This is a genomic window from Streptomyces sp. NPDC044984 (genome assembly GCF_040646935.1).
Taxonomy (GTDB): domain Bacteria; phylum Actinomycetota; class Actinomycetes; order Streptomycetales; family Streptomycetaceae; genus Streptomyces.
The window spans coordinates 77713-103742 of record NZ_JBEZBE010000024.1; the positions used below are offsets into that span (position 1 = coordinate 77713).

General features: G+C 71.0%; 27 protein-coding genes. 16 read left to right on the plus strand and 11 right to left on the minus strand.

Features of this window, described 5'->3' with window-relative positions; translation table 11 throughout:
* Positions 1–13 precede the first annotated feature (13 nt).
* Together AB0A94_RS24970 and AB0A94_RS24975 are read left to right on the plus strand one after the other, a co-directional pair.
* Entirely contained in the window at positions 14–655 is a 642-nt protein-coding gene (locus tag AB0A94_RS24970) for a helix-turn-helix domain-containing protein (protein ID WP_361747720.1), read from the plus strand.
* A 66-nt stretch (positions 656–721) separates the two neighbouring features.
* Positions 722–1513, plus strand: a complete 792-nt coding sequence (locus AB0A94_RS24975; RefSeq protein ID WP_361747722.1) for a S16 family serine protease — start codon at positions 722–724, stop codon at positions 1511–1513.
* Here the strand turns inward: AB0A94_RS24975 and AB0A94_RS24980 are convergent.
* From AB0A94_RS24980 to AB0A94_RS25000, 5 genes are all read right to left on the minus strand, one after another.
* A complete protein-coding gene (locus AB0A94_RS24980; protein ID WP_361747724.1) occupies positions 1510–2478 on the minus strand; it encodes a glycine betaine ABC transporter substrate-binding protein in 969 nt (322 codons plus the stop codon). The two genes, AB0A94_RS24975 and AB0A94_RS24980, sit on opposite strands and share 4 nt — an antisense overlap.
* The gene (locus tag AB0A94_RS24985; protein WP_361747832.1) at positions 2475–3296 is read right to left on the minus strand and encodes an ABC transporter permease; all 822 of its coding nucleotides are present in this window, start codon (positions 3294–3296) and stop codon (positions 2475–2477) included. The genes AB0A94_RS24980 and AB0A94_RS24985 overlap by 4 nt, the downstream gene beginning before the upstream one ends.
* Before the next feature lie 104 nt (positions 3297–3400).
* Positions 3401–4669 carry a betaine/proline/choline family ABC transporter ATP-binding protein gene (locus tag AB0A94_RS24990; RefSeq protein WP_361747834.1) on the minus strand — a complete coding sequence of 423 codons (1269 nt, stop codon included), beginning with the start codon at positions 4667–4669 and terminating at the stop codon, positions 3401–3403.
* A 37-nt stretch (positions 4670–4706) separates the two neighbouring features.
* On the minus strand, positions 4707–5354 hold the full coding sequence (locus AB0A94_RS24995; RefSeq protein WP_361747726.1) for an ABC transporter permease: 648 nt from the start codon (positions 5352–5354) through the stop codon (positions 4707–4709).
* Positions 5355–5384: 30 nt separating this feature from the next.
* On the minus strand, positions 5385–5855 hold the full coding sequence (locus AB0A94_RS25000) for an Lrp/AsnC family transcriptional regulator (protein WP_361747728.1): 471 nt from the start codon (positions 5853–5855) through the stop codon (positions 5385–5387).
* A gap of 122 nt (positions 5856–5977) precedes the next feature.
* Between AB0A94_RS25000 and hppD the strand changes: the two genes are divergently transcribed.
* Positions 5978–7123 carry a 4-hydroxyphenylpyruvate dioxygenase gene (gene hppD, locus AB0A94_RS25005; protein ID WP_217130757.1) on the plus strand — a complete coding sequence of 382 codons (1146 nt, stop codon included), beginning with the start codon at positions 5978–5980 and terminating at the stop codon, positions 7121–7123.
* A gap of 170 nt (positions 7124–7293) precedes the next feature.
* Here the strand turns inward: hppD and AB0A94_RS25010 are convergent, their stop codons facing one another.
* A complete protein-coding gene (locus AB0A94_RS25010) occupies positions 7294–8706 on the minus strand; it encodes a tetratricopeptide repeat protein (RefSeq protein ID WP_361747730.1) in 1413 nt (470 codons plus the stop codon).
* 104 nt (positions 8707–8810) lie between these two features.
* Between AB0A94_RS25010 and AB0A94_RS25015 the strand changes: the two genes are divergently transcribed.
* From AB0A94_RS25015 to AB0A94_RS25025, 3 genes are all read left to right on the plus strand, one after another.
* Positions 8811–10226, plus strand: a complete 1416-nt coding sequence (locus tag AB0A94_RS25015; RefSeq protein WP_361747732.1) for an FAD-linked oxidase C-terminal domain-containing protein — start codon at positions 8811–8813, stop codon at positions 10224–10226.
* Between the two features lie 115 nt (positions 10227–10341).
* Positions 10342–11802, plus strand: coding sequence for an RDD family protein (locus tag AB0A94_RS25020; protein WP_361747735.1), 1461 nt, complete (start codon positions 10342–10344; stop codon positions 11800–11802).
* Between the two features lie 81 nt (positions 11803–11883).
* Positions 11884–12567 (plus strand): RDD family protein, encoded by a 684-nt coding sequence (locus AB0A94_RS25025; RefSeq protein WP_361747737.1) that lies wholly within the window; start codon positions 11884–11886, stop codon positions 12565–12567.
* Between the two features lie 13 nt (positions 12568–12580).
* On the opposite strand, the gene AB0A94_RS25030 is transcribed toward AB0A94_RS25025, so the two are convergent.
* A complete protein-coding gene (locus tag AB0A94_RS25030) occupies positions 12581–12889 on the minus strand; it encodes a hypothetical protein (RefSeq protein ID WP_361747739.1) in 309 nt (102 codons plus the stop codon).
* Positions 12890–13278: 389 nt separating this feature from the next.
* Between AB0A94_RS25030 and AB0A94_RS25035 the strand changes: the two genes are divergently transcribed.
* Positions 13279–15636: an immune inhibitor A domain-containing protein gene (locus AB0A94_RS25035; RefSeq protein ID WP_361747741.1), complete on the plus strand. Its 2358-nt coding sequence runs from the start codon at positions 13279–13281 to the stop codon at positions 15634–15636.
* Between the two features lie 122 nt (positions 15637–15758).
* On the plus strand, positions 15759–16085 hold the full coding sequence (locus AB0A94_RS25040) for a hypothetical protein (RefSeq protein ID WP_361747743.1): 327 nt from the start codon (positions 15759–15761) through the stop codon (positions 16083–16085).
* 173 nt (positions 16086–16258) lie between these two features.
* Here the strand turns inward: AB0A94_RS25040 and AB0A94_RS25045 are convergent, their stop codons facing one another.
* Both AB0A94_RS25045 and AB0A94_RS25050 read right to left on the minus strand, forming a co-directional pair.
* Positions 16259–16846: a nicotinamidase gene (locus tag AB0A94_RS25045; RefSeq protein WP_361747745.1), complete on the minus strand. Its 588-nt coding sequence runs from the start codon at positions 16844–16846 to the stop codon at positions 16259–16261.
* A 160-nt stretch (positions 16847–17006) separates the two neighbouring features.
* Positions 17007–18353 (minus strand): nicotinate phosphoribosyltransferase, encoded by a 1347-nt coding sequence (locus AB0A94_RS25050; RefSeq protein WP_361747747.1) that lies wholly within the window; start codon positions 18351–18353, stop codon positions 17007–17009.
* A gap of 98 nt (positions 18354–18451) precedes the next feature.
* Here AB0A94_RS25050 and clpS point away from each other — a divergent pair, with 98 nt between their 5' ends.
* The 7 genes from clpS (at position 18452) to AB0A94_RS25085 (ending at position 23386) form a co-directional block, all read left to right on the plus strand.
* Positions 18452–18769, plus strand: coding sequence for an ATP-dependent Clp protease adapter ClpS (clpS, locus tag AB0A94_RS25055; protein WP_190164178.1), 318 nt, complete (start codon positions 18452–18454; stop codon positions 18767–18769).
* Between the two features lie 56 nt (positions 18770–18825).
* Positions 18826–19428 carry a DUF2017 domain-containing protein gene (locus AB0A94_RS25060; protein ID WP_361747749.1) on the plus strand — a complete coding sequence of 201 codons (603 nt, stop codon included), beginning with the start codon at positions 18826–18828 and terminating at the stop codon, positions 19426–19428.
* Between the two features lie 445 nt (positions 19429–19873).
* Positions 19874–21298, plus strand: a complete 1425-nt coding sequence (locus tag AB0A94_RS25065; RefSeq protein WP_361747751.1) for an amino acid permease — start codon at positions 19874–19876, stop codon at positions 21296–21298.
* Positions 21299–21431: 133 nt separating this feature from the next.
* Complete coding sequence (locus AB0A94_RS25070) at positions 21432–21854, plus strand: M67 family metallopeptidase (protein WP_361747753.1); 423 nt, start codon at positions 21432–21434, stop codon at positions 21852–21854.
* A gap of 98 nt (positions 21855–21952) precedes the next feature.
* The gene (locus AB0A94_RS25075; protein WP_361747754.1) at positions 21953–22048 is read left to right on the plus strand and encodes a putative leader peptide; all 96 of its coding nucleotides are present in this window, start codon (positions 21953–21955) and stop codon (positions 22046–22048) included.
* Between the two features lie 102 nt (positions 22049–22150).
* Positions 22151–22429 carry a MoaD/ThiS family protein gene (locus AB0A94_RS25080; protein ID WP_361747757.1) on the plus strand — a complete coding sequence of 93 codons (279 nt, stop codon included), beginning with the start codon at positions 22151–22153 and terminating at the stop codon, positions 22427–22429.
* Between the two features lie 6 nt (positions 22430–22435).
* Complete coding sequence (locus AB0A94_RS25085) at positions 22436–23386, plus strand: cysteine synthase (protein WP_361747759.1); 951 nt, start codon at positions 22436–22438, stop codon at positions 23384–23386.
* Between the two features lie 54 nt (positions 23387–23440).
* Here the strand turns inward: AB0A94_RS25085 and AB0A94_RS25090 are convergent, their stop codons facing one another.
* The gene (locus tag AB0A94_RS25090) at positions 23441–23590 is read right to left on the minus strand and encodes a hypothetical protein (RefSeq protein WP_361747839.1); all 150 of its coding nucleotides are present in this window, start codon (positions 23588–23590) and stop codon (positions 23441–23443) included.
* Between the two features lie 202 nt (positions 23591–23792).
* On the opposite strand from AB0A94_RS25090, the gene AB0A94_RS25095 reads away from it, so the two are divergent.
* Positions 23793–24545, plus strand: a complete 753-nt coding sequence (locus tag AB0A94_RS25095; protein ID WP_361747761.1) for an MBL fold metallo-hydrolase — start codon at positions 23793–23795, stop codon at positions 24543–24545.
* Positions 24546–24618: 73 nt separating this feature from the next.
* On the opposite strand, the gene AB0A94_RS25100 is transcribed toward AB0A94_RS25095, so the two are convergent.
* Entirely contained in the window at positions 24619–25869 is a 1251-nt protein-coding gene (locus tag AB0A94_RS25100; RefSeq protein ID WP_361747763.1) for a PTS transporter subunit EIIC, read from the minus strand.
* Positions 25870–26030: the final 161 nt, after the last annotated feature.

Here is a 26030-nt window from a genome sequence, read left to right on the forward strand (position 1 = left end):
AGGAGTGGGCGTCGTGACCGCGGAGACCTCTCAGACGCTCGACAGGGGACTGCGTGTCCTCAAGCTGCTGGCCGATACGGACCACGGGCTGACCGTCACCGAGCTTTCCCACAAACTGGGGGTGAACCGGACTGTTGTGTACCGGTTGCTCGCCACGCTGGAGCAGCACGCTCTCGTACGCCGTGATCTGGGCGGGCGGGCCCGGGTCGGACTGGGTGTGCTGAGGCTGGGCCGGCAGGTGCACCCGCTGGTGCGGGAGGCGGCGATGCCGGCGCTGCGGTCGCTGGCGGAGGACATCGGGGCGACCGCGCACCTGACGCTGGTGGACGGGGCGGAGGCGCTGGCGGTGGCCGTGGTGGAGCCGTCGTGGACGGACTACCACGTGGCGTACCGGGCGGGGTTCCGGCACCCGCTGGAGCGGGGTGCCGCGGGGAAGGCGATCCTGTCGGCCCGGCAGCAGCGGGCGGACGATCCCGGGTACACGCTGACGCACGGGGAGCTGGAGGCGGGCGCGTGCGGGGCGGCCGCGCCGCTGCTCGGGGTGACCGGGGTCGAGGGCAGCGTGGGCGTGGTCATGCTGTCGGAGGTCGTACCGGAACGCGTCGGCACGAGGGTGATGGACGCGGCCCGCGAGGTGGCGGAGGCGTTGCGCTGACGCCTGCGCAGCCGCGGGCAATCGTGCCGCGGGGCGGCACGATTGCCCGCGGCTACGATGACCCCTGTGCTCTCCCGCCTCACGCGTCCCCAAGCCCTCGCCGTCCTGGCCGCCCCCGTCGTGGCCCTGCTGGCCACAGCCGCGTTCGCGCCGCTCCCCTTCTCCATCGCACACCCCGGCATGACCGCGGACGTGCTCGGCGAGAACAAGGGCACCCCGGTCATCACGATCACCGGCGCACCCGTCCGCGAAACCAGCGGGCAGCTGCGGATGACCACCATCGTGGCGACCTCCCCGGACACCCGCGTCGACCTCCCGGACGTGATCGACAGCTGGTTCGGCACGGACCGGGCGGTCATGCCCCGTGACTCCGTCTACCCCAGCGGGGACAGCGTCGAGGAGATCGAGCGGTACAACCGCGAGCAGATGAAGGAGTCCCAGGACGAGGCCACCCGGGCCGCCCTGAACCACCTGAACCGCGAGGACGACGACATCGAGGTCTCCCTGAAGCTCGCCGACGTCGGCGGCCCCAGCGCCGGCCTGCTGTTCTCCCTCGGCATCGTCGACAAGCTGAACGGCGACGGCAGCGGCGGCGACCTCACCGGCGGCCGGGTCATCGCCGGTACCGGCACGATCGACGCGGACGGCACCGTCGGCGCGGTCGGCGGCGTGCCCCTGAAGACGCAGGCGGCCAAGCGGGACGGCGCCACCGTCTTCCTGGTGCCGAAGGCCGAGTGCTCCGACGCCCGGGCGGAACTCCCCGAGGGCCTGCGCCTCATCCCGGTCACCACCCTCAAGAGCGCCGTCGACGCCCTCGTCGCGCTGGAGAAGGGCACCGGGAAAGTCCCCGCCTGCTAGCGCTCCTTGACGAATCCTTCCTCCACCATCCAGTCCAGCGCCACCTCGTGCGGGTCCTCCCCGTCGACGTCCACCCTCGCGTTGAGGTCCTGCGCCACGGTGTTGTCGAGCTTCGCCGTCACCGGGGCGAGGACCTCCGCGATGGCCGGCCACTTCTCGAAGGTGTCGGAGTTGACCGTCGGCGCCGCGTTGTAGTTGGGGAAGAACTTCCTGTCGTCCTCCAGCACCACCAGGTTCATGGACTTGATGCGTCCGTCGGTCGTGAAGACCTCGCCGTACGTGCAGGCGCCCTCGGCGGTCTGGGTGTAGATGATCCCGGTGTCCATCTGCGTGACGTCGCGCGCCGGGACGTCCATGCCGTACGCCTTCTCCATGCCCGGCAGTCCGTCCGCGCGGTTGGCGAACTCGCCCTCCACGCACAGCGTCACCGCACCCGGGTCGGACTTCGCCAGCTCCGCCACCTCGGACAGGGTCCGGGTGCGGTACCTCTCGTAGTTCGCCTGGCTCATGGCGAGGGCGTAGGTGTTGTTCAGCTCCGACGGCTCCAGCCAGGTCACCCCGTTCCGCACGTCCGCGTCCCGCACCGCCTCCCACTGCTCGCGCGGGTCCGGGATCGGCCTGCTGTTGCCCTGGTACGTGATCCAGGCCGTGCCCGTGTACTCGAACCCGGCGTCCGCCTCGCCCTTGACGACCGCCTCCCGGGAGCCGACCGAGCCCTGGATGCCGGTCCGGTCGACGACCTCCGCGCCCGCCGCCTGGAAGGCGATGCCCATGATCGCGCCGAGGATCAGCTGCTCGGTGAACTCCTTCGAGGTGACGGTGAGCTTCGCGCCCTCCAGCGGCTTCCCCCTGCCGATGGAGCCCGGTTCCACGTCGTCGACCATGGGGGAGCCGCTGGTCAGCCCGCAGCCCGAGGCGGCCGCCAGCAGCGCCCCGGCCAGGAGCAGACACGTACGCCGTCTCATGGGCCCGCCTCCAGGCCCCGCGGCCGCAGCAGCAGCTCCGCCAGGGAGGCCAGCCAGTCCACCAGCAGCGCGAGGACGACGGTGAGGACCGAGCCCACCACCAGCACCGGCATCCGCTGGCTGGTGATCCCGGTGGTGATCAGCACGCCCAGCCCTCCGCCCCCGCCGAAGGTCGCCAGCGTCGCCGTGCCGACGTTCAGGACGAGCGCCGTCCGCACACCGGCGAGGATGAGGGGGACGGCCAGCGGCAGCTCCACCCGCGTGAGCACGCCCAGCGGGGACATGCCGATGCCGCGCGCCGCCTCCAGCAGCGTCGGGTCGTTGGCCTTCAGACCGGCGATGGTGTTGGACAGCACCGGCAGCACGGCGTAGGCGATGATGCCGATCAGGGCGGCCTTGCGGCCGATGCCCAGCCAGATCACCAGCAGCGCCAGCAGACCGATCGCCGGGGTGGCCTGGCCCATGTTGGCCAGCGCCATCGCCGCCGGAGTGGCCCTGCGGAACATGCGGCGGGTCAGCAGGACGCCCAGCGGGATCGCGATGACCAGCACGAAGAACGTCGAGATCACGGTGAGTTCGATGTGCTGCCACAGCGCCTTGGACACCTGCCCGTTCGACAGCGCGTTGCGGGTGAGCGCGTCGAGGTCCGCCTGCTCGAACCACAGCCAGGTCGCGAGCAGCACGGCGATCAGCACCGCCGGCAGGAGCGTCAGCTTCTGCCAGGTCACCCGGGGCGGCTTCGCGGCCGGGGGCGGGGGAGCGGCCCCCTCCTCGTCCGGCGGCCCGCCGCCCTCGTCCCGGAACGCGAGCCCCCGCACCTCGTGCTCGCCCTCGGACCGCCACCCGGAGGAGCCGGAGGAGCCGGAAGAACCGGAAGAACCGGAGGAGCCGAAAGGGCCGGAAGGGCCGGAAGCGGAGGCCCTCACGCCTTCGCCTCCCCGCCGAAGCCTCCGAAGCCCTCCTGCTCGGCGTGCGTCTGTGCGGCCCGCTGCTCCTCGAGCTCGTGCTGGGCGTCCATCGCCTCCAGACGGTCCGCCTCCAGCAGCTCGTGCACGGAGTTCATCAGCGTCTCCACGTCCACGACACCCTCGTACGCGCCCCGCCGCCCGGTGACCGCGACCCGCCCCGTGTTGTCGGTGAGCACCGCCTCCAGCGCGTCCCGCAGCGTCGCGTCCCGGGTCACCGTGTCGTGCACCGGCGTGCCCGCGCGGGCCAGCGACCCCCTGGCGAGCGTCAGGTCGCCGCGCCTGAGCCACTTGTAGGGGCGGCCCCGCTTGTCGAGCAGCAGGATCTCGTTGAAGCCGCTGGAGCGGAGCCGGTTGAAGATGTGCTGGAGCGGGTCGTCGACGCTCACCGTCGGATAGTCGGTGATCTCCACGTCCCGCACCCGGGTGAGGTTGAGCCGCTTCAGCGCGGCCCCGGCGCCGACGAAGCCCGAGACGAAGTCGTCGGCGGGGTTGGTGAGGATCGCCTCCGGGGTGTCGAACTGGGCGATGTGGGAGCGTTCGCGCAGCACCGCGATCCGGTCGCCGATCTTGATCGCCTCGTCGAAGTCGTGGGTGACGAAGACGATCGTCTTGTGCAGCTCCCGCTGGAGCCGGATCAGCTCGTCCTGGAGGTGGTCCCGGGTGATCGGGTCGACCGCGCCGAACGGCTCGTCCATCAGCAGCACCGGCGGGTCCGCCGCCAGCGCCCGCGCCACACCCACCCGCTGCTGCTGGCCGCCGGAGAGCTGGCGCGGATAGCGGCCGTGGAACTCGCCGGGGTCCAGACCGACCAGGTCCAGCATCTCCTCCACCCGGGCCCGCACCCGGGCCGCCGGCCAGCGCAGCATCCTCGGCACCAGCGCGATGTTCTGCGCCACCGTCATGTGCGGGAACAGCCCGCTCGCCTGGATCGCGTACCCGATCTTGCGGCGCAGCCGCACCGGGTCCATGTCGGTGACGTCCTCGCCGCCGATGCGGATCCGGCCGCCCGTCGGCTCGATCAGCCGGTTGATCATCTTCAGTGTGGTGGACTTCCCACAGCCCGACGGGCCGACGAAGATCACCGTCTCGCCCGCCCTGATGTCCATGGTGACGTTGTCGACGGTCGGCAGCGCACTGCCCGGGTACCGCTTGGTCAGGCCCTCCAGCTCGATGGCCGCCCCGACCGACCCGGACCCCGTCCCGGGCCTCTCGGGACCAGGCAGGCCGGACGGGTCAGGCAGATCAGGCAGATCAGGCAGATCAGGCACGGATCCCCCTGGGAATGGTCAGCCGCCCGATCAGCACGTACGCGGCGTCGAACAGCAGGGCCAGGACGATGATCCCGAGGGTGCCCGCGAGCACCTGGTTCAGCGCGTTCCTGCTGCCCAGCGAGGCGATCCCGCGGAAGATCAGGTTGCCCAGGCCGGGGCCGGAGGCGTACGCGGCGATGGCGGCGATGCCCATCAGCATCTGCGTGGAGACCCGGATCCCGGTCAGGATCGGTGGCCAGGCCAGCGGCAGCTCCACCCGCGCCAGCCGCGCCGTGCGCGACATGCCGATCCCCTTGGCCGCGTCCACCAGCGACGGGTCGACCCCGCGCAGCCCCACGATCGCGTTCCGCACGATCGGCAGCAGCCCGTACAGCGTCAGCGCGATCACCGTCGGCGGCACTCCGAGCCCCACGACCGGGATCAGCAGACCGATCATGGCCAGCGCCGGAATGGTCAGCAGGGTGGCGGTGGCGGTCGTGGCCAGGCTGCCCGCCCAGTCGCTGCGGTAGGTGGCCACCCCGATCAGCACACCGAGCAGGGTCGCCACCACCATGCACTGGAAGACCACACTGGCGTGCTGGTACGCGTCGACGAGCAGCTGCTGATGCCGGCTCCCCAGGTACTCCCAGAAGTTCACAGCGGCTCACCCCAGCTCGGCCAGGTCGGTTCACTCGCCGAGCGCGGCCTGCTCCACCAGCGGGATGATCCGCAGCGGAACGGGGTTCTCCATGACGATCGCCGTGGAGGCCCGGACGATGCCATCAAAACCGACGACGCGGTCGATCACCCGCTGGAGGTCGGCGTTGGAGCGTGCCACGAGGCGGCACAGCATGTCCCCGGTGCCGGTCGTGGTGTGCAGCTCCAGCATCTCCGGCACGGTCGCCAAGTGGGCCCGCACGTCGGCTCCTTGACCCTGCCGGATCTGCAGCGTGGCGAACGCCGTGACCGGGTAGCCGAGGGCCGCCGGATCCACCTGGGGGCCGAATCCGCGGATGACTCCGTTCGACTGAAGCCGGTCCAGGCGGGCCTGCGCGGTCCCGCGCGCCACCCCGAGCCGCCGCGACATCTCCAGCACCCCGATCCGCGGCTCCCGCGCCAGCAGCAGGATGATCCGCCCGTCCAGATGATCGATCGCCATACCGGCCTCCCCGGTGGTCATCCTGTACAGAAAGCCCGATGGTACGGGCATACGACTGGACACATTGCCCAGTGAACTGGCGAACTATTGCGCACCTTGCAGGGCTGCACCACCCTGCCCCTATGACGCAGACCACACACCACGCTCCCGACACCGCCCGGCAGGCCGACCCCTTCCCGGTCAAGGGAATGGACGCGGTCGTCTTCGCCGTGGGCAACGCCAAGCAGGCGGCGCACTACTACTCCACCGCCTTCGGCATGAAGCTGGTCGCCTACTCCGGACCGGAGAACGGCAACCGCGAGACCGCCGCCTACGTCCTGGAGAGCGGCTCCGCCCGCTTCGTCCTCACCTCGGTGATCAAGCAGTCCACCGAGTGGGGCGCCTTCCTCGCCGACCACGTGGCCGCGCACGGCGACGGCGTCGTCGACCTCGCCATCGAGGTTCCGGACGCGCGCGCCGCGTACGCCTACGCCGTCGAGCACGGCGCCCGCTCCGTCGCCGAGCCGTACGAGCTCAAGGACGAGCACGGCACCGTCGTCCTGGCCGCGATCGCCACCTACGGCAAGACCCGCCACACGCTGGTCGAGCGCTCCGGCTACGACGGTCCCTACCTGCCCGGGTACGTCGCCGCCGACCCGATCGTCGAGCCGCCGGCCCGGCGCACCTTCCAGGCGATCGACCACTGCGTCGGCAACGTCGAACTCGGCCGGATGAACGAGTGGGTGGAGTTCTACAACAAGGTCATGGGCTTCACGAACATGAAGGAGTTCGTGGGCGACGACATCGCCACCGAGTACAGCGCGCTGATGTCGAAGGTGGTGGCCGACGGCACGCTCAAGGTCAAGTTCCCGATCAACGAGCCCGCCATTGCCAAGAAGAAGTCCCAGATCGACGAGTACCTGGAGTTCTACGGCGGCGCCGGCGTCCAGCACATCGCGCTGAACACCAACGACATCGTGCAGACGGTCCGCCAGATGCGCGCGTCCGGCGTCCGGTTCCTGGACACCCCCGACTCGTACTACGACACCCTCGGCGAGTGGGCGGGCGAGACCCGGGTGCCGGTCGAGACGCTGCGCGAGCTGAAGATCCTCGTCGACCGCGACGAGGACGGCTACCTGCTCCAGATCTTCACCAAGCCGGTCCAGGACCGCCCGACGGTCTTCTTCGAACTCATCGAACGCCACGGCTCGATGGGCTTCGGCAAGGGCAACTTCAAGGCCCTCTTCGAGGCGATCGAGCGGGAGCAGGCCAAGCGCGGCAACCTGTAACGCCCCTCTCGCTCCCGCGGGCAGTCGTGCCGCAGGGCGGCACGGGTGGGCGATGGGGGTCCCCCCGCTCATGGGGGTCCCCCCGCTCGAGCGAAGCCGAGAGTGGGGGAGAAGCCGAGAGTGGGGGAGGCACCCCGTAAGCGCCGGGCCGCGCGACCCACCCCCCCGGCTCAGGAAGACTCAGGCCCCGCCTGGGCGGAAGGCTCGCCCAGGCGGGCCAGCGCCGCTTTCGCCCGCGGCACCCACAACGGCGAGAACCACGGGTTGATCCGAAACGCCTCCGTCAAGTGCCGCCGCGCCGCCCCGTACCGCTCCAGCGACCGCTCGATCACCCCCCGGTGGAACACGTACAACGCGCTCCGCACACCCCCGCCCTCCGTCCCCTCGGTCGCCCGCACCGCGAAGGGCAACGCCTCCTCGTCCTCCCCGGCCCGGTGCAGCGCCCACCCCAGCGCGTCCGCCACCTCCGTCGACGGCTGCCGCTCCCACTCCGCCCGAAGCCGCCGCACGGCACCCTCCGCGTCCCCGTGATCCGCCTCGAACCGCCCCAGCACCACCTCCTCGTCACCCCCGTGCGCCGCGGCCAGCCGCACCCGCTCCCGCAGCACCCCGTACTGCACCTCCGCCGCCCGCTTCAGCCCCAACGACTCGTACAGCTCACCCAGCTCCAGCGCGTACTCCGGCCGGGGCTGCTTCGCCAGCGCCATCCGGTACGCGCTCAGCGCCTCCGTCATCCGCCCCAGCGCCGCCAGCGCCCTGCCCTGCCCGGCCTGCGCCGCCCGCTGATCGGGGTCGATCCGCACCGCCTCCTGGAAGTGCCGCAGCGCGTCCTGACGGTCGCCGCGCTCCCAGGCGAGCTGCCCGGCCCGCTCCAGGTACGCCGCCCGCTCGGCCGGCTCCCCGGCGGCCGACACCGCGTCGGCGAGCTTCGCCGCCGCGTCCTCCCGCCACCCCCGGTCCCGGTACACGGCCGCCGCCCGCGCCATCACGGCGGGGCCGGAGCGCAGGTCCTGCAGCTTCTCCAGCAGCTTCCCCGCCTCCTCGTCGTCACCGAGCCCGGCGGACGCCTCGATCAGCAGCGGATACGTCGTCCACCGCTCCGGCTCCAGCCTCCGCGCCGCCTCACCCCACTTCCGCGCCCCGGCGAAGTCCCGCCGCGCGTTCGCCAGCGCGGCCAGCCCCCGCAGCGCCGGGGCGTTCTTCTTCGCCCGCACCTTCAGCGAGGTGCGCAGCGCCTGCTCGGCCCGCGGCCAGTACGCCGGGTCCGCCAGCCGCAGCCCCTGCTCCACCCGGGCCGCCCCGAGCACCGCCCAGGACTCCGCGTCCCCCGGATGCCTCCGCACCCGCCGCTCGCGCTCCTCGACCAGTGCCTGCAGGTCGGGCAGCGCGGCCGGCACCCCGCTGGTGACCGCCACCAGTGCCCGCGCCCCCGGATCCGGTGCGGGCGGTGCCTGCTGCCACCGGGGCAGCAGCACCAGCACCCCGCCCAGCACCGCGCACCCGGTGGCCGAGGCGAGCAGCGCCCGCCGGCGGACCCGCCGCCGGGGCTCATGTGGCTTGTCGTCCGTGGCGCACACAGTCATGGCGCACACTGTGCGCCCCACCCCATGTCCGTACGATGATCACACTCCGGTGTGACGCGGCTGCCGTACGCGGGGTTCACACCGATGGCCCCCGGTGCCACGCTGTGATCATGAGCCGTATCGAAGCGCGACGCGATGAAGACACGGTGGCGGCCGGCCCCCTCGTCGACCGGCTGCTCGGCGGCCTGCCGCCCGAGGCCGTCCTCACCGACCCCGACGTCACGGCCTCCTACGCCACCGACATGGCGAGCTTCTGCCCGGCCGGCAGCCCCGCGGTGGTGGTCCTGCCGCGCACGGTCGAACAGGTCCAGCACGTCATGCGCACCGCCACCGAACTGCGCGTCCCCGTCGTCCCGCAGGGCGCCCGCACCGGGCTGTCCGGCGCCGCCAACGCCACCGACGGCTGCATCGTCCTCTCCCTGACCAGGATGGACCGCGTCCTGGAGATCAACCCGGTCGACCGGATCGCCGTCGTCGAACCCGGCGTCGTCAACGCCACCCTCTCCCGGGCCGTCGGCGAACACGGCCTCTCCTACCCGCCGGACCCCTCCAGCTGGGAGATGTGCACCATCGGCGGCAACATCGGCACCGCGTCGGGCGGGCTGTGCTGCGTGAAGTACGGGGTGACGGCCGAGTACGTCCTCGGCCTCGACGTCGTCCTGGCCGACGGCCGCCTGATGTCCACCGGCCGCCGCACCGCCAAGGGCGTCGCCGGGTACGACCTGACCCGCCTCTTCGTCGGCTCCGAGGGCTCCCTCGGCGTCGTCGTCCGCGCGGTCCTCGCCCTGCGGCCCAAACCGCCCGGGCAGCTGGTGCTGGCCGCCGAGTTCTCCTCCGGCGCCGCCGCCTGCGACGCCGTGTGCCGCATCATGGCCGGCGGGCACGTCCCCTCACTCCTCGAACTGATGGACCGTACGACGGTCAAGGCCGTCAACGACATGACCCGCATGGGCCTCCCGGAGTCCACCGAGGCCCTGCTGCTCGCCGCCTTCGACACCACCGACCCGGCCGCCGACCTCGCCGCCGTCGGCGCGCTGTGCGAGGCCGCCGGCGCCACCCAGGTCGTGCCGGCCGAGGACGCCGCCGAGTCCGAACTGCTGCTCCAGGCACGGCGGTCGTCCCTGGTCGCCCTCGAAGCGGTCAAGGGCACGACGATGATCGACGACGTGTGCGTGCCCCGCTCCCGGCTCGGCGAGCTCATCGACGGCGTCGAGCGGATCTCCGAGAAGCACCGGCTCACCATCGGCGTCGTCGCCCACGCCGGCGACGGCAACACCCACCCGACGGTCTGCTTCGACGCGTCCGATCCCGAGGAGTCGCGGCGGGCGAGGGAGTCCTTCGACGAGATCATGGCGCTCGGCCTGGAACTCGGCGGCACCATCACCGGCGAACACGGGGTCGGCGTGCTGAAGAAGGAGTGGCTGGCGCGCGAGATCGGCCCCGTGGGACTGGAGATGCAGCGGGCCGTCAAGCAGGTCTTCGACCCGCTGGGCATCCTCAACCCGGGCAAGCTCTTCTGAACGAGAAGATGCCCGAAAGGGGTGGGGTCCGGCCGGACGGGCGGTCAGGTCCCCGCCCGTCTGATAGATGTGGTTCCCCCCGACCCACCCCACCGAGCAGATACGGGACGACGGAATGAGTGCCCCAACCCCGGCCCCCGGCGACGACAGGCCCCGCGAAGGGTACTACCCGGACCCGTCCATTCCCGGATATGTCCGGTACTGGAACGGTGCCTCCTGGGTACCGGGCACGAGCCGTCCGGCGCCCAAGGAGGGCGAGTCGCTCGCACCACCGCCCGGCGCGGGCCCGGCGCGGCCCTCCGTCGAGGAGACCGGACCGCACTTCTTCGACGAGGACCCCCTCGAGGAGCGGTCCCCGGCCCAGCCCCAGGCCGAGTCCCAGCACGGCAGCCGGCCCGAGCCCGCCTCGGCGTGGGGCGCCGACCGCTCCCACCAGACCGGCTTCGGCGGCGACCAGGACCGCAAGGTGTCCTGGGGCGCCGACCCGAGGGTGCCGCACACGGCCCCGCCGTCCACGCCCTCCGCGCCCTCCGCGCCCTCCGCGCCCTCCGCGCCGGAGGGCGGGCCCGCGGGCGCGGACGCCCCGGACGAGCGGACCGCGGCCGGTTCGGGCAACACCTTCGTGTTCCGCAGGCCGGCGCCGAAGCCGCGGCAGGAGGCCGGGGCCCCCGACGGAGAACACGCGGACGAGGGCACCATGACCTTCCGCGCCGTCACCCCGCGCGCGGGACAGGACGCCGCGGGGCAGCAGGCGGGCTCCACCGCCTCCGGACGGCCCGGGTTCGGGGCCGGCAAGGCGGCGGCCGCCCGCGCCGCCACGGCCGCCGCCACGGCGCCGTCCGGACCCCAGCAGGCCACCGCCCCGGCCGTCCCCCCGCAGACCGCGGGCCCGGCGGGGGCGGGGCACGCGGCGGGCGCGGTACCCCCGCAGGCCGCTGCCGCCGCCGCGCCCCTGTCGAGCGGTGCCGGCGGGGGCCAGTCCTCCTGGGCGCAGCAGGTGCACCGGCTGGCCGGCGGCGAGGAGCCGCCCGTCGCGCCCTGGAAGCCGCCGGTCGAGGACGTGTTCCAGGCCGCCGCCCGGCGTCAGGCCGCGGCCCGCCCCGCCGCGCTCGGCAGGCGGCTGGCCGCCCGGCTGCTGGACACCGTCGTCCTCGGCGCCGTCACCGCGGTGGCCGCCGTGCCGCTCGGCATCAAGGCCATGGACCACATCGACGCGAAGATCGACGCGGCCAAACTGTCCGGCGAGACCGTCACCGTCTGGCTGCTCGACGGCACCACCTCCGTGCACCTGGGCATCGTCCTCGCCGTCCTCCTCCTCGCCGGTGTCCTCCTCGAGGTGCTGCCGACCGTCAAGTGGGGCCGCACCCTGGGCAAGAGGCTGCTGGGCATCGAGGTGCGGGACATCGAGGGGCACGAGGCGCCGTCCTTCGGCGCGGCCCTGCGCCGCTGGCTCGTCTACAGCGTGCCCGGGCTGCTCGTCGTCGGTGTCGTCGGCGTCCTGTGGTGCCTGTTCGACAAGCCCTGGCGCCAGTGCTGGCACGACAAGGCCGCGCACACGTTCGTCGCCGCCGGCTGAGTCCGCGTCACCCGTACCGCCGCTACTCCGGACGGCCGCTCGCCGGATGCGGGGCCGGAGGGTTCACGGTCGACTCGGGGCATGACCACCGAACCGCCCCCCGGCTCCGGTCGGCAGCCGCCGGACGACGACCCGTTCAAGAAGCACCCCCCGCCGGGCGGCCCCGAGACCCCGGGGCCGGGCTCCCCGTACGACACTCCCGGCGGCCCGCCCCCGCCACCCGGAGGCGGTGACGGGCCGTACGGCGGCGGCCCCTACGGCGGTGGCGGCGGCGGCCCCTACGGAGGTCCCCCCGGCCCCTCCGACCCCCTCGCCGGCATGCCCCCGCTCGCCGACAGCGGCAGGCGCACGCTCGCCCGCGTCATCGACATGATCCTCGTCGGCATCGTCGTCTGGTTGCTCACCTGGCCGTTCGGGGTCAGCGAGTACAACGTCGACGGCGACGAGATCAACGTCGGCAACTCCTTCGCGCAGTCCGTCGTCGCCGCGGTCCTCTACATCGCCTACGACACCTTCATGACCGCCCGAGGCGGCCAGACCCTGGGCAAGAAATGGCTGCGCATGCGGGTGGCCGACCTCGCCGACGGCTCCACCCCCTCCGTGCAGACCGCGCTGATCCGCGCCCTCGTGCTGTGGCTGCCGTTCGCGTTCTGCTGCGCCTGCGTGTGGACCGTGATCGCGGGCGGCTGGAGCTTCTTCGACCGGCCCTACAAGCAGGGCCTGCACGACAAGGCGGCCAAGACCGTGGTGGTCGGCACCGGATGAGGGCGGCGCCCGGTCAGGACGCCGCGCGCTCCCGCACCGGCTCGCGGGCCGGAGGGACGACGGTGGCCCGTACCGGCTGCGCCGGCTGGACCGGCCGTACCGGCTCCGGGGCCGCGGGCCGTTCCGCCACGGCGGGCCGCCGGGGCCCGAAGGACGGAACCGTCATGGCCACCAGCAGTCCGAGGGTGAGCGCCGAGACGGCGACGAGCGCGACGCCCACGACCGAACTCGCTCCGGACAACAGCAGCATGACGAACGTCGAGAAGATCACGGTGCACGAACCGTAAACGAGCTGAGCGACAGTCGGACGGGGCATGGCCATCGTGTCCTCGGGAGTCGGGAGCTGTCCGCCTGGCTTTCCACCGGTTCAGGGCGGTTTCACCAAACGACTCTAACCGCGAGCGTGCCCGAGCGGAACGGACGGTAAGCGTGACCTGACCGACAGGGCCGGTGCACAGGGGGCGCACGGATTCATGGCGTCCATCAAGTGGACGGTCGTGCGCGCCCGCGGGGTTTCGCCCGGGTGTGTCCGGTAAGCGGACGCCGGCTCCGCATAATGCAATTGAACTGTTCAAGTCAAGGACTGTTTTTTCTTGCGAACCTCTAGTCAAATGTCGTCACTTGACTACACGCGTTGATCACGTGCGTGCGGGACCTTCCATAGACGGAACCTCCTTCGGCCGCGCGCACGCACGCGGGAGGGGATCTCAAGTGACCAGTAGACCCTGGACGTTCAGAGCGGCCGCGACAGGCGTGGCCCTCGCGGCGGTCACCGCCACCTGCTCTGCGTTCACCGTGGCCCAGGCCGACCCGGCCGACAAGGCCGACCGTCCCGGCGCCGTGGACCGGCACGATCCGGCCGACCACGACCACGTCGAGCACGACCTCGCGGGCCCGCTCACCAAGACGCAGGAGGCCCAGCGCGAGGAAGCCCTCAACCAGGTCATATCCGGTAAGGCATCGGTCAAGGACCGTGACGGTTCGAAGGTCGTCCAGCTGAAGAGCAAGAAGGGCGACAGCAAGTACGTAGAGCTCGGCCGCGAGAAGACCGACAAGATCTTCACGATCCTGGTCGAGTTCGGCGACAAGGTCGACAGCCGCTACGGCGGCGACGCCGGCCCGCTGCACAACCAGATCGCCGAGCCGGACCGCGCGACGGACAACTCCACGGCCTGGCAGGAGGACTACGACCAGCAGCACTTCGAGGACCTGTACTTCGGGTCCGGCAAGGGCGTCGACTCGGTCAAGACCTACTACGAGAAGCAGTCCTCCGGCCGCTACTCGGTCGAGGGCGAGGTCTCCGACTGGGTCAAGGTCCCGTACAACGAGGCCCGTTACGGCAACAACGCCTGCGGCGACACCAACTGCCCCAGCGTGTGGAACGTCGTCAGCGACGGCCTGAACGCCTGGGTCGCCCAGCAGAAGGCGGCCGGCCGCACCGACGCCCAGATCAAGGCGGACGCGGCCCGGTTCGACGAGTGGGACCGCTACGACTTCGACGGCGACGGCGACTTCAACGAGCCCGACGGCTACATCGACCACTTCCAGATCGTGCACGCCGGCGAGGACGAGTCCGCCGGCGGCGGCGCCCAGGGCGAGGACGCGATCTGGGCCCACCGCTGGTACGCCTTCGGCACCGACGCCGGCGCCACCGGCCCCGAGCAGAACAAGCTCGGCGGCGCGCAGATCGGCTCCACCGGCATCTGGGTCGGCGACTACACCGTCCAGCCGGAGAACGGCGGACTCGGCGTCTTCGCCCACGAGTACGGCCACGACCTCGGTCTGCCGGACCACTACGACACCGCCGGCGGCGAGAACTCCACCGGCTTCTGGACGCTGATGTCCTCCGGTTCCTGGCTCGGCACCGGGAAGAAGGAGATCGGCGACCTGCCCGGCGACATGACCGCCTGGGACAAGCTGCAGCTCGGCTGGCTGAACTACGACACGGCCAAGGCCGGCGTCAACTCCTGGCACAAGCTGGGCGTCGCCGAGTACAACACCAAGAACAAGCAGGCGCTGGTCGTCACGCTGCCGAAGAAGGCCGTGACCACCGAGATCGTCCCGCCGGCCGAGGGCAGCACCCAGTGGTGGAGCGGCAGCGGTGACAACCTCAAGAACACCCTGAGCCGTTCGGTCGACCTGACCGGCAAGACGTCCGCCGCCCTCACCTTCGACGGCTGGTACGACATCGAGGCCAACTACGACTACCTCTACACCGAGGTGTCCACCGACGGCGGCGCCAACTGGACCGCCATCGACGGCACGGTCGACGGCCAGCCGGTCCCGCGCGACGGCAGCGACAAGCCCGCCCTGCACGGCACGCTCGACGGCTACAAGAAGTTCGCGTACTCCCTCGACGCCTACGCCGGCCAGAAGATCGACCTGCGCTTCCGCTACCAGAGCGACGGCGGCGTGGCCCTCAAGGGCTTCACGGCCGACGCGATCACCGTGACGGCGGACGGCGCCCCGGTCTTCTCCGACAACGCCGAGAGCGCGGACGCCGCCTGGACGGCGACCGGCTTCTCCCGCGTCGGCGCGTCCTTCACCAAGGACTACGCGCAGTACTACATCGCCGAGAACCGCCAGTACGTGTCGTACGACAAGACCCTCGAGGTCGGCCCGTACAACTTCGGCTTCACGTCCCGCCCGGACTGGGTCGAGCACTACGCGTACCAGAACGGCCTGCTGATCTGGAAGTGGGACACCTCCCAGGCGGACAACAACACCAGCCAGCACCCGGGCGCCGGTCTGGTCCTGCCGATCGACTCGCACCCGACCGCGCTGAAGTGGTCCGACGGCACGCTGATGCGCAACCGCATCCAGACCTACGACGCGCCGTTCAGCAAGTACCGCACCGACGGCATGACGCTGCACAAGGCGGACGTGGCGACCTGGATCCCGTCGTCGAAGGGCGTGCCGGTCTTCAACGACCGCACCAGCACCTACTACGACGAGTCGAACCCGACCGCCGGCGTCAAGGTCACTGACACCAACACGAAGATCAAGATCCTCAAGGAGGCCAGGGACGGCTCGACGATCGAGCTCGAGGTCGGCCCTGCGGGCAGGTAAATAGCATCTTCGCAGGTCAGAGCATGATCGGCGGTGACCCCCTGGCGGGTCACCGCCGATCCGTGTTTAGGTGCCTCCTGTGACCCGCTTATTGACACCGGCTGACACGGGGATGTGACCACATGGCCGCAGGAGGTTTCTGCAAGCTGCCGAACGGCACGGTGGTGGTGGCGCTGAACCTGCCCAGCCCCGCCGCCGACGCACCGGCCGGAGTCCGCGTCCTCGTCCACGCCCAGAACCGCGCACGAGCCCTGACCAGGCTCCGCAACCTGGGCCTGCGAGCGATCTACCTGCGGGGCAACGCCGCCCCACCCACCCCCGACGAGATCACGGCGGTCCTCCACCACCCCGACGGCCTCATATGGCGCACGGCCCCCACCGCCGACACCCTGACCCTGGAACTCTGGCACCCCATAAGAGCCCTGCTCAGACCCCCCACGCGGGCATAGACGCAACTGCGGGCAGTCGTGCCTCCCCCAAGTGCCTCAAGGGCCCGGGAGGTGCCCCCAGGGCGGCACGGGTGGGCGATGGGGGTCCCTCCGCTCGAGCGGAGCCGAGAGTGGGGGAGGCACCGGCTCAGCGCCGCGAGCTGACACACCCCCCGGCCCACCCCGGCACCGGGCTACTGCACAACCGGCTTGCCCGACAACTCCACCCCCGCCGAGCGCAGCTCCTCCAGCGCACGCTCGGTGGTCTCCGCCGCCACCCCCGCGGTGAGATCAAGCAGCACCTGGGTGCGAAACCCCTCCCGCGCCGCGTCCAACGCAGTCGCCCGCACACAGTGATCCGTGGCGATCCCCACCACGTCCACCTCGTCGACCCCCCGCTCCCGCAGCCACTCCGCCAGCGACGTCCCGTTCTCGTCGGCCCCCTCGAACCCGCTGTAAGCGGCCGAGTACGCCCCCTTGTCGAACACGGCGTCGACCGCGCCCGACGTCACCGCGGGGGCGAAGTTCGGATGGAAGCCGACCCCCTCCGTCCCGGCGACGCAGTGCGCGGGCCAGGACCGGACGTAGTCGGGGTTGTCGGCGAAGTGCCCGCCGGGCGCGATGTGGTGGTCCCGGGTGGCCACCACGTGCCGGTAACCGGCGGGGGCCTGCCCGATCAGCTCGGTGATGGCGGCGGCCACATCCGCACCGCCGGCCACGGCGAGGCTGCCCCCCTCGCAGAAGTCGTTCTGCACGTCGACGACGATCAGTGCGCGGCGCATGGTCGGTGTCCTTCGGCTATGGGGTCGGGTGGGGACGGCCCGGCCGGGTGAACCTCCGAGCCTATTGAATTACGGACGACGCGGACAGGGGCACGGCAGGGCGGGCGGGAGCCCCCACCCGCGTACCGGAAGCCCCGCCCCGCGCACGGGGGGCACGCTTTCAGCTACCCGACGGCCCGTGCGCGTACTCCGTCGGAAGGACGGGTTCCCCGCGGGAGAGCTGTGTGGCGGACAGCGGCAGACCCGCGCGGGCCGCCGCGTGCCGGTCGCGGACCACGTCCAGCGGCTCCCGGGCGATCACCCCGCCGCCCTCGACCAGCTTCACCAGGAGCTGCCGGTCGGCCAGGTCGCCCGGCACCGCACCGGTGCCGACCACCTCGGCCTCGGCGACCCCGTGCTCGTCCAGCCGCCGCGCGGCCCACTTGCGGCCGCCGACGGAGGTCTTGCCGCCGGTGGACTTCTTCGCCACCGGCACCAGCGGCGCCTTCGGATCGGCGGACTCCGCGCGGGCGACCAGCTTGTACACCATGGAGGCCGTCGGGTGCCCGGAGCCGGTCACCAGCTGGGTGCCCACCCCGTACGCGTCCACGGGCGCCGCCGCCAGCGAGGCGATGGCGTACTCGTCCAGGTCCGAGGTCACGATGATCTTCGTGCCGGTGGCGCCCAGCTCGTCCAGCTGCTGCCGCACCCGGTGCGCCACCAGCAGCAGGTCACCGGAGTCGATCCGCACGGCACCCAGCTCAGGACCGGCGATCTCCACGGCCGTGCGGACCGCCTCGGCCACGTCGTAGGTGTCCACCAGCAGCGTCGTACCGCCGCCGAGGGAGTCCACCTGGGCCCGGAAGGCGTCCCGCTCGCTGTCGTGCAGCAGGGTGAAGGCGTGGGCGGAGGTGCCCACGGTCGGGATGTTGTAGCGGAAGCCGGCCGCCAGGTCGGAGGTGGAGGCGAAGCCGCCGACGTACGCGGCCCGGGCGGCGGCCACCGCGGCCAGCTCGTGGGTGCGCCGGGCACCCATCTCGATCAGCGGCCGGTCGCCGGCGGCGGACGACATCCGGGAGGCCGCGGCGGCGATCGCGGAGTCGTGGTTGAGGATCGACAGGATCACCGTCTCCAGGAGCACGCACTCCGCGAAGCTGCCCTCGACCCGCATGATCGGCGAGCCCGGGAAGTACACCTCCCCCTCGGGGTAGCCCCAGATGTCACCGGAGAAGCGGTAGCCGGCCAGCCAGTCCAGGGTCTCCTCGTCGACGATGTCCTTCTCGCGCAGGAACCCGAGGACGCCCGGGTCGAAACGGAAGTTCTCCACCGCGTCCAGCACCCGCCCGGTGCCGGCCACCACGCCGTAGCGGCGGCCGTCGGGCAGCCGCCGGGTGAAGACCTCGAACACGCTGCGCCGCCCGGCCGTGCCGGCCTTCAGCGCGGCCCGCAGCATCGTCAGCTCGTACTGGTCAGTGAAGAGCGCTGTCGAGGGGACATCCACCGGCAGCCCAAGGTCCGCTGTGTTCATGGCAGGGATGCTACCCCCATTTCGTCACTTTGACGATTTCGGGTCCGGGCACCGGAACAGCGGGCCGGTTTGTGCGACCACCCCCCTGCGGTGGCAGCATGGGCTGTGTGACGTCACCCGCGCCCCTGGAGATCGAACGCACCGAATCGGCGGAGGAGGTCTTCGCCGTACCCGAGCCCGACGTCCCGTGGGTGACCATCGTCCACAACGACCCGGTCAACCTCATGAGCTACGTGACGTACGTCTTCCAGTCGTACTTCGGCTACAGCAAGGACAAGGCCACCAAGCTCATGCTCGACGTCCACCACAAGGGCCGGGCGGTCGTCTCCAGCGGCACCCGCGAGGAGATGGAACGCGACGTCCAGGCCATGCACGGCTACGGACTGTGGGCCACCCTCCAGCACGACCGGAAGTGACCGATCCGGACATGACCCGCCCCCGCCCGCAGGACCGGAAGCAGCCAATCGCCGCCATGCCAGGAACCTTCGAACCGCTCCCCGGCGGCGGCGCGGCCGTCGCCCTCGACGAGGTCGAGATCTCCATCATCCGGTCCCTCGCCGTACAGCTGACGGAGCTCATCGGCCCCGGGCCCGCCGAGGACGCCTCCGGCGACCCGTTCGCCGGCCTCTTCACCGAGGGGCCGAGCGAACCCCCCTCCGACCCCGTGCTGCGCCGCCTCTTCCCGGACGCCTACGGCGACCCCGAGGCCACCCCGCGCGCCGAGGAGGCCGAGAAGCAGCGGGCCTACTCCGCCGAGTTCCGCCGCTACACCGAGAACGACCTGCGGGCCGGCAAGCGCGACAACGCCCTCGCGGTGATCCGCTCCCTGGACGCGCTCACCCCGGCCGGCGAGGGCGGCGCGGTGCTGGAACTGTCGCCGGACGAGTCCCGCCGGTGGCTCGGCACCCTCAACGACCTGCGCCTCGCGATCGGCTCCCGCCTGGAGATCAGCGACGAGGACGACAGCGACCTCCTCTTCCACCTCCCCGCCGAGGACCCGCGCAAGCCGATGGTGATGGCGTACCTGTGGCTCGGCGGACTCCAGGAGACCCTCGTCTCGACGCTCATGCCGTGACCCACGCGCCGTGACCCACGCGCCGTGACCCACGCGCCGTGACCCACGCGCCGTGACCCACGCGCCGTGACCCTCATGCCATGAGTCGGCGTCGAATGTCCGGAAAAGTCCGCTGACGTGTTCGCTCAGAGGACACTCAAATCCGGGTAACGATCGCGTCAAAGAGCCCGCCGCCTATGGGCTTTTCAGGTGCCTTTTGTCCGCTTCTCTCTGTGAAGCGCACCACAAACCGCCGGTGTTATCAGTATGGCGGCCGTGATAGATCTTCACGACCGCCCGGCGAACACCACCCGTATGTTCCGCCGGGTGCGCCACCGAGCCGGCGACCGCCGGCCAGGCACGGGCGGACTCCCAGAGCCCGCCCAACTCCATCAGTCCGGGGGGATCGAGACCCGATCCGAGGCCGACAGCGGCCCGGGTCGGCATGGAGAAAGGCGCACCACACATGGCCTCACCGCAGGTCGGCACGGAGTCCGCACCCGGAGAGGGGTACGAGCGCGGCCTCAACAGCCGCCAGGTCCAGATGATCGCGATCGGCGGCGCCATCGGCGTCGGGCTCTTCCTGGGAGCCGGGGCGAACATCGCCAAGGCCGGACCCAGCCTGATCGTCATGTACGCCCTCGCTGGCGTCATCATCTTCTTCATCATGCGGGCCCTCGGCGAGCTCCTGCTCTACCGTCCCGTCTCGGGCTCGTTCGCCGAGTACTCGCGCGAATTCCTCGGCCCGTTCTTCGGCTACTTCACCGGCTGGACCTACTGGCTCATGTGGGTGGTCACCGGCATGGCCGAGCTGACCGCCGCCGCCATCTACATCAACTACTGGTTCCCGGCGATCCCGCAGTGGACCTCGGCCCTGGTCTTCCTGGTCATCCTGTTCGGCGCCAACCTGATCTCGGTGAAGCTCTTCGGCGAGATCGAGTTCTGGTTCTCCATGGTCAAGGTCACCGCCATCATCGGCATGATCGTGATCGGTCTCGGCGTGCTCACCCTCGGCTTCAGCCAGGCCGGTGACACCGCCGCCGTCTCCAACCTCTGGGCCTTCGACGGCTTCTTCCCCAAGGGCATCGGCTCGTCCCTGATGACCTTGCAGGGCGTCATGTTCGCCTACCTCGCCGTCGAGCTCGTCGGCGTCACCGCGGGCGAGTCCGAGAACCCCGAGAAGACCCTGCCCAAGGCGATCAACACCCTGCCCTGGCGCATCGCCCTCTTCTACGTCGGCGCCCTCACCGTCATCCTGTGCGTGGTCAAGTGGACCGAGTTCTCCGAGGGGGTCAGCCCCTTCGTGAAGGCGTTCGCGGTCATCGGCATCCCGGCCGGCGCCGGCATCGTCAACTTCGTCGTCCTCACCGCCGCCCTGTCGTCCTGCAACTCCGGCATGTATTCCACCGGCCGCATGCTGCGCAACCTCGCCGACAACGGCGAGGCCCCGAAGGTCTTCAAGAAGCTGTCCTCCACCAAGACCCCGGCGCTCGGCATCTTCACCTCGGTGATCTTCATGGGCATCGGCGTCGTCCTGAACTACACCGTCCCGGAGAAGGCCTTCGGCTACGTCACCTCCGTCGCCACCGCGGCCGGCATCTGGACCTGGCTGATGATCCTGATCAGCCACGTCCTCTACCGCCGCAAGGTCGTCGCGGGCCGGCTGCCCGCCTCCTCCTTCCCGGCGCCCGGCGGCTCCGTCTGCTCCTGGATCGCCATCGCGTTCCTGCTCTTCGTCACCGCCCTGATCGCGATCGACGCGGACTCCAGGATCTGCCTGTACGTGATGGTCTGCTGGGCCGTCGCCCTCGGTGTCGGCTGGTTCTTCCTCTGGCTCCGCAACCCGCAGGTCACCCGGCGCAACGAACCCCGGCTCGAGAAGATCGGCTGACCTCCCCCGGGACGCCGGGCCGCAGGGGGTACTCGTGGCACCCCCTGCGCCCCTCCGCTCAAGGCGTCCGGCATACGGGCCGTTCCGTACCACCCCTCGGTACGGAACGGCCCGTCTGCTTATCCTGAGCCCCATGCTGACCATCACCCAGGCCCTGTACGACCAGATCGTCGCCCACGCCCGCGAGGACCACCCCGACGAGGCGTGCGGCGTGGTGGCGGGCCCGGTGGGCGCCGGCCGCCCCGAGCGCTTCATCCCCATGCTGAACGCGGCCCGCTCGCCCACCTTCTACGAGTTCGACTCCCAGGACCTGCTGAAGCTGTACCGCGAGATGGATGACAACGACGAGGAGCCGGTGGTCATCTACCACTCCCACACCGCGACCGAGGCCTACCCCTCCCGCACCGACATCTCCTACGCCAACGAGCCCGGCGCCCACTACGTCCTGGTCTCCACCGCCGACACCGACGGCGCCGGCGAGTTCCAGTTCCGCTCCTTCCGCATCCTGGAGGGCGAGGTCACCGAGGAGGAAGTGAAGGTCGTCGAGGCCTACTGACCCCGGGAACAGACCCAGATCTCGTATCGTGGAAGAAAGGTGTCCGAAGCGTGAGATCACACTCCGGAGACCGGTCCGGGAATCGATACGATGACCCCATGGTTCTCCACGACGTGAGCGAAACGGCGCCGGGCACACTGCTCGTGGCGCGGCTGCACGTCGACCTGTGCAGGCTGAACAGCGCCATCTGTTGATCTTCCGCTGCCGCCGTGGGCCGTGAGCCGCGGCGAACTGCCGCGCGCCGCCGCGCGCCCTGACGAACCCACGACAGACACTTCCGACAGGAGCCCTCAGCCATGGCCATCGAGGTCCGCATCCCGACCATCCTCCGCCAGTACACCGACGGTCAGAAGGCGGTGGAGGGCACCGGGGACACCCTCGCCGAGCTCTTCACCGACCTCGAGACCCGGCACACGGGCATCCACGCCCGCATCGTGGACGGCGAGCAGCTGCGCCGCTTCGTCAACGTCTACCTCAACGACGAGGACGTCCGCTTCCTGGACGGCATCAACACCAAGCTGTCCGACGGCGACAGCGTCACGATCCTGCCGGCCGTGGCCGGCGGTATGGCCTGATCGGCGATGCGCTACGACTCCCCGCTGGCCGCGGTGGGCAACACCCCCCTGGTGCGCCTGCCGCGGCTGTCGCCGTCCGCCGACGTCCGGATCTGGGCGAAGCTGGAGGACCGCAACCCCACCGGCTCGGTCAAGGACCGCCCCGCCCTGTTCATGATCGAGCAGGCGGAGAAGGACGGCCGCCTCACCCCCGGCTGCACCATCCTCGAGCCGACCAGCGGCAACACCGGGATCTCCCTCGCCATGGCCGCCAAGCTCAAGGGCTACCGCATGGTCTGCGTGATGCCCGAGAACACCTCGCAGGAACGCCGTGACCTGCTCGGCATGTGGGGCGCGGAGATCATCTCCTCCCCGGCCGCCGGCGGCTCCAACACCGCCGTGCGCGTCGCCAAGGAACTCTCCGCCGAGCACCCCGACTGGGTGATGCTCTACCAGTACGGCAACCCGGACAACGCCGGCGCCCACTACGCGACGACCGGCCCCGAGATCCTCGCCGACCTGCCGTCCATCACCCACTTCGTGGCCGGCCTCGGCACCACCGGCACCCTCATGGGCGTCGGCCGCTACCTGCGCGAGAACAAGCCCGACGTCAAGATCGTCGCCGCCGAACCGCGCTACGACGACCTCGTCTACGGCCTGCGCAACCTCGACGAGGGCTTCGTCCCCGAGCTGTACGACGCCTCCGTCCTCACCACCCGCTTCTCCGTCGGCTCCGCCGACGCCGTCACCCGCACCCGTGAACTCCTCCAGCAGGAGGGCATCTTCGCCGGCGTCTCCACCGGCGCCGCCCTGCACGCGGCGATCGGCGTCGCGACCAAGGCGCTCAAGGCCGGCGAGAGCGCCGACGTCGTCTTCGTCGTCGCCGACGGCGGCTGGAAGTACCTGTCGACCGGCGTCTACACCGCCGCGACGACGGAAGAGGCCATCGACACCCTCCAGGGCCAGCTCTGGGCGTGACGCGGCGTCGCACCCACGCACGACAAGGGGCCGGAGACCAGCGTCTCCGGCCCCTCACGCGTTCCCGGAACCACCCCGCCCGCCACTCCGCCCGGACCCCCGCCCCCTCCGGGACCGGTGCCCCCGCCCCCACCCGTCGACGAGCGCGGTGACGAGGGCGAGCAGCACCACCGCGGCGAGCGCGAGCCACCAGGCCGTGTCCATGCCCCGACCGTACCGGCGCGAGCCACCACCGAGCGCCCCCTCCGGCCCCGGCACGCGCCGCTTCCAGCCGAACCGGTGACACCACAGGTGAGTTCGCCCACAACGGCCCCTGGCGGAGGAGCGACCAAAGGTTTTGCGCCTTACGCTCGACAAACCGCACGACCCCCGTCTCTCCACACCCGCCAGCGGAGGTTTCTGCTTCATGAAGCTCACCGTCGTCGGCTGCTCGGGGTCGTTCCCGTCCGCGGAATCGGCCTGCTCGAGCTACCTCGTCGAGGCCGACGGCTTCCGGCTGCTCCTCGACCTGGGCAACGGCGCCCTGGGCGAGCTGCAGCGCCACTGCGGTCTCTACGACCTCGACGCGATCTTCCTCAGCCACCTGCACGCCGACCACTGCATCGACATGTGCGGCTACTTCGTCGCGCGCTACTACCGGCACGACGGCGGCCGCTGCGCCCCCCTCCCGGTCTACGGCCCCGAGGGCACCGAGCACCGGCTCACCACCGCCTACGCCGACACCCCCTCGGCCTCCTCCATGAGCGAGGTCTTCGACTTCCACACGGTCAAGCCGTCCACCTTCGAGATCGGCCCGTTCCTCGTCCACACCGAGCGCGTCGCGCACCCGGTCGAGGCGTACGGCATCCGCATCGAACACGGCGGGAAGACACTGACGTACTCCGGCGACACGGGCGTGAGCCCCGCGCTCGACGACCTCGCCCGCGACGCCGACCTCTTCCTGTGCGAGGCCGCCTTCACGCACGGCAAGGAGAACATCCCCGACCTGCACCTCAACGGCCGCGAGGCGGGTGAGACGGCGGCCCGCGCGGGCGCCCGCCGCCTGATCCTCACCCACATCCCCCCGTGGACCGACCCGCAGGTCAACCTCACCGACGCCCGCGCGGTGTACGACGGCCCGGTGGGGCTGGCGGCGCCGGGGGCGACGTACGTGATCTGAGCGCCCACGGCGCGAAGGGGAGGGCCCCGGAACCGACTCGGTTCCGGGGCCCTCCCCTTCGTACGGGGACCGCTCACGCCTTGGTGAGGTCCTCGACCTCCTCCTCGGGCTCGCGGCCCGGGGTGGTCAGGTTGAACTTGACGATGGCGAAGCGGAAGACCACGTAGTAGATCGCCGCGAACACCAGACCGATCGGGATGATCAGCCATGGCTTGGTCGCCAGGTTCCAGTTGAGGAAGTAGTCGATCGCGCCGGCCGAGAAGCTGAAGCCGTGGTGCACGCCCAGCGCCCAGGTGACGGCCATCGAGATGGCGGTCAGCACGGCGTGGATGACGTACAGCACCGGCGCGATGAACATGAACGCGAACTCGATCGGCTCGGTGATGCCGGTGACGAACGAGGTCAGCGCGAGGGAGACCATCATGCCGCCGACGGCCTTGCGGCGCTCGGGACGGGCACAGTGGGTGATGGCCAGGGCGGCGGCCGGCAGGGCGAACATCATGATCGGGAAGAAGCCCGTCATGAACTGGCCGGCGGTCGGGTCGCCGTGGAAGAAGCGCGGCAGGTCACCGTGCCAGACGGCACCGGCGGCGTCCTTGAAGGAACCGATCTCCTGCCAGGCCACCGTGTTGACGAACTGGTGCATGCCGACCGGGAGCAGCGCGCGGTTGATCGCGCCGAAGATGCCCGCGCCGACCGCGCCGAGCCCGGTCATCCACTCGCCGAAGTCGGTGATGACACCGCCGATGGGCTCCCACACCAGGCCGAACACGACACCGACGGCGGTGCCGATGAACGCCATCAGGATCGGCACGAGGCGGCGGCCGTTGAAGAAGCCCAGCCAGTCGGGGAGCTTGGTGCGGTGGTAGCGCTGCCAGACGACCGCGGCTATCAGGCCCATGATGATGCCGCCGAAGACCTTCGGGTCGTTGTAGGTGGCGGCGACGTCGGCACCCTTGGTGACCTTGGCCTCGGTGATCGGGAAGGCGGTCAGGACGTTCTTGTAGACGAGGAAGCCCACCAGCGCGGCGAGGGCGGTGGAGCCGTCGGCCTTCTTGGCGAACCCGATGGCGATGCCGACGCAGAACAGCAGGGGCAGGTTCGCGAAGACGGCGTCACCGGCGGTGGCGAACACGTCCGCCACCTTGCCCCAGCCCAGGCCGTCCTTGCCGAAGACGTCCGGCTGGCCGAGGCGCAGCAGGATGCCCGCGGCGGGCAGGACGGCGATCGGGAGCTGAAGGCTGCGGCCGACCTTCTGCAGGCCCTGGAACAGGCCGGATCCCCGCTTCTTTGCGGGGGCCGCCGAGGCGGTGGCGGTGCTCATACTTCCTCCATCGGTGGTGGTCTACACCACTACTGGTGTAGACCTGTTGTAGCACGATGAAGGCCGCATAAGGAACCCATGATTCCTGCTACCGCCGGGCTACCCACCGTGCCCGCCCGGAACCGCTGAACGGGACCCTCCCCAGGGCGCACCGAAAAGCC

Excerpts from the sequence above, each read along its gene's own strand:
- AB0A94_RS24980 (WP_361747724.1), bottom strand. The coding sequence starts at position 2,478 with ATGAGACGGCGTACGTGTCTGCTCCTGGCCGGGGCGCTGCTGGCGGCC.
- AB0A94_RS25000 (WP_361747728.1), bottom strand. The coding sequence starts at position 5,855 with ATGGCGATCGATCATCTGGACGGGCGGATCATCCTGCTGCTGGCGCGG.
- hppD (WP_217130757.1), top strand. The coding sequence starts at position 5,978 with ATGACGCAGACCACACACCACGCTCCCGACACCGCCCGGCAGGCCGAC.
- AB0A94_RS25010 (WP_361747730.1), bottom strand. The coding sequence starts at position 8,706 with ATGACTGTGTGCGCCACGGACGACAAGCCACATGAGCCCCGGCGGCGG.
- AB0A94_RS25020 (WP_361747735.1), top strand. The coding sequence starts at position 10,342 with ATGAGTGCCCCAACCCCGGCCCCCGGCGACGACAGGCCCCGCGAAGGG.
- AB0A94_RS25025 (WP_361747737.1), top strand. The coding sequence starts at position 11,884 with ATGACCACCGAACCGCCCCCCGGCTCCGGTCGGCAGCCGCCGGACGAC.
- AB0A94_RS25030 (WP_361747739.1), bottom strand. The coding sequence starts at position 12,889 with ATGGCCATGCCCCGTCCGACTGTCGCTCAGCTCGTTTACGGTTCGTGC.
- AB0A94_RS25040 (WP_361747743.1), top strand. The coding sequence starts at position 15,759 with ATGGCCGCAGGAGGTTTCTGCAAGCTGCCGAACGGCACGGTGGTGGTG.
- AB0A94_RS25045 (WP_361747745.1), bottom strand. The coding sequence starts at position 16,846 with ATGCGCCGCGCACTGATCGTCGTCGACGTGCAGAACGACTTCTGCGAG.
- AB0A94_RS25050 (WP_361747747.1), bottom strand. The coding sequence starts at position 18,353 with ATGAACACAGCGGACCTTGGGCTGCCGGTGGATGTCCCCTCGACAGCG.
- clpS (WP_190164178.1), top strand. The coding sequence starts at position 18,452 with ATGGGCTGTGTGACGTCACCCGCGCCCCTGGAGATCGAACGCACCGAA.
- AB0A94_RS25060 (WP_361747749.1), top strand. The coding sequence starts at position 18,826 with ATGCCAGGAACCTTCGAACCGCTCCCCGGCGGCGGCGCGGCCGTCGCC.
- AB0A94_RS25065 (WP_361747751.1), top strand. The coding sequence starts at position 19,874 with ATGGCCTCACCGCAGGTCGGCACGGAGTCCGCACCCGGAGAGGGGTAC.
- AB0A94_RS25070 (WP_361747753.1), top strand. The coding sequence starts at position 21,432 with ATGCTGACCATCACCCAGGCCCTGTACGACCAGATCGTCGCCCACGCC.
- AB0A94_RS25075 (WP_361747754.1), top strand. The coding sequence starts at position 21,953 with ATGGTTCTCCACGACGTGAGCGAAACGGCGCCGGGCACACTGCTCGTG.
- AB0A94_RS25080 (WP_361747757.1), top strand. The coding sequence starts at position 22,151 with ATGGCCATCGAGGTCCGCATCCCGACCATCCTCCGCCAGTACACCGAC.
- AB0A94_RS25085 (WP_361747759.1), top strand. The coding sequence starts at position 22,436 with ATGCGCTACGACTCCCCGCTGGCCGCGGTGGGCAACACCCCCCTGGTG.
- AB0A94_RS25090 (WP_361747839.1), bottom strand. The coding sequence starts at position 23,590 with ATGGACACGGCCTGGTGGCTCGCGCTCGCCGCGGTGGTGCTGCTCGCC.
- AB0A94_RS25095 (WP_361747761.1), top strand. The coding sequence starts at position 23,793 with ATGAAGCTCACCGTCGTCGGCTGCTCGGGGTCGTTCCCGTCCGCGGAA.
- AB0A94_RS25100 (WP_361747763.1), bottom strand. The coding sequence starts at position 25,869 with ATGAGCACCGCCACCGCCTCGGCGGCCCCCGCAAAGAAGCGGGGATCC.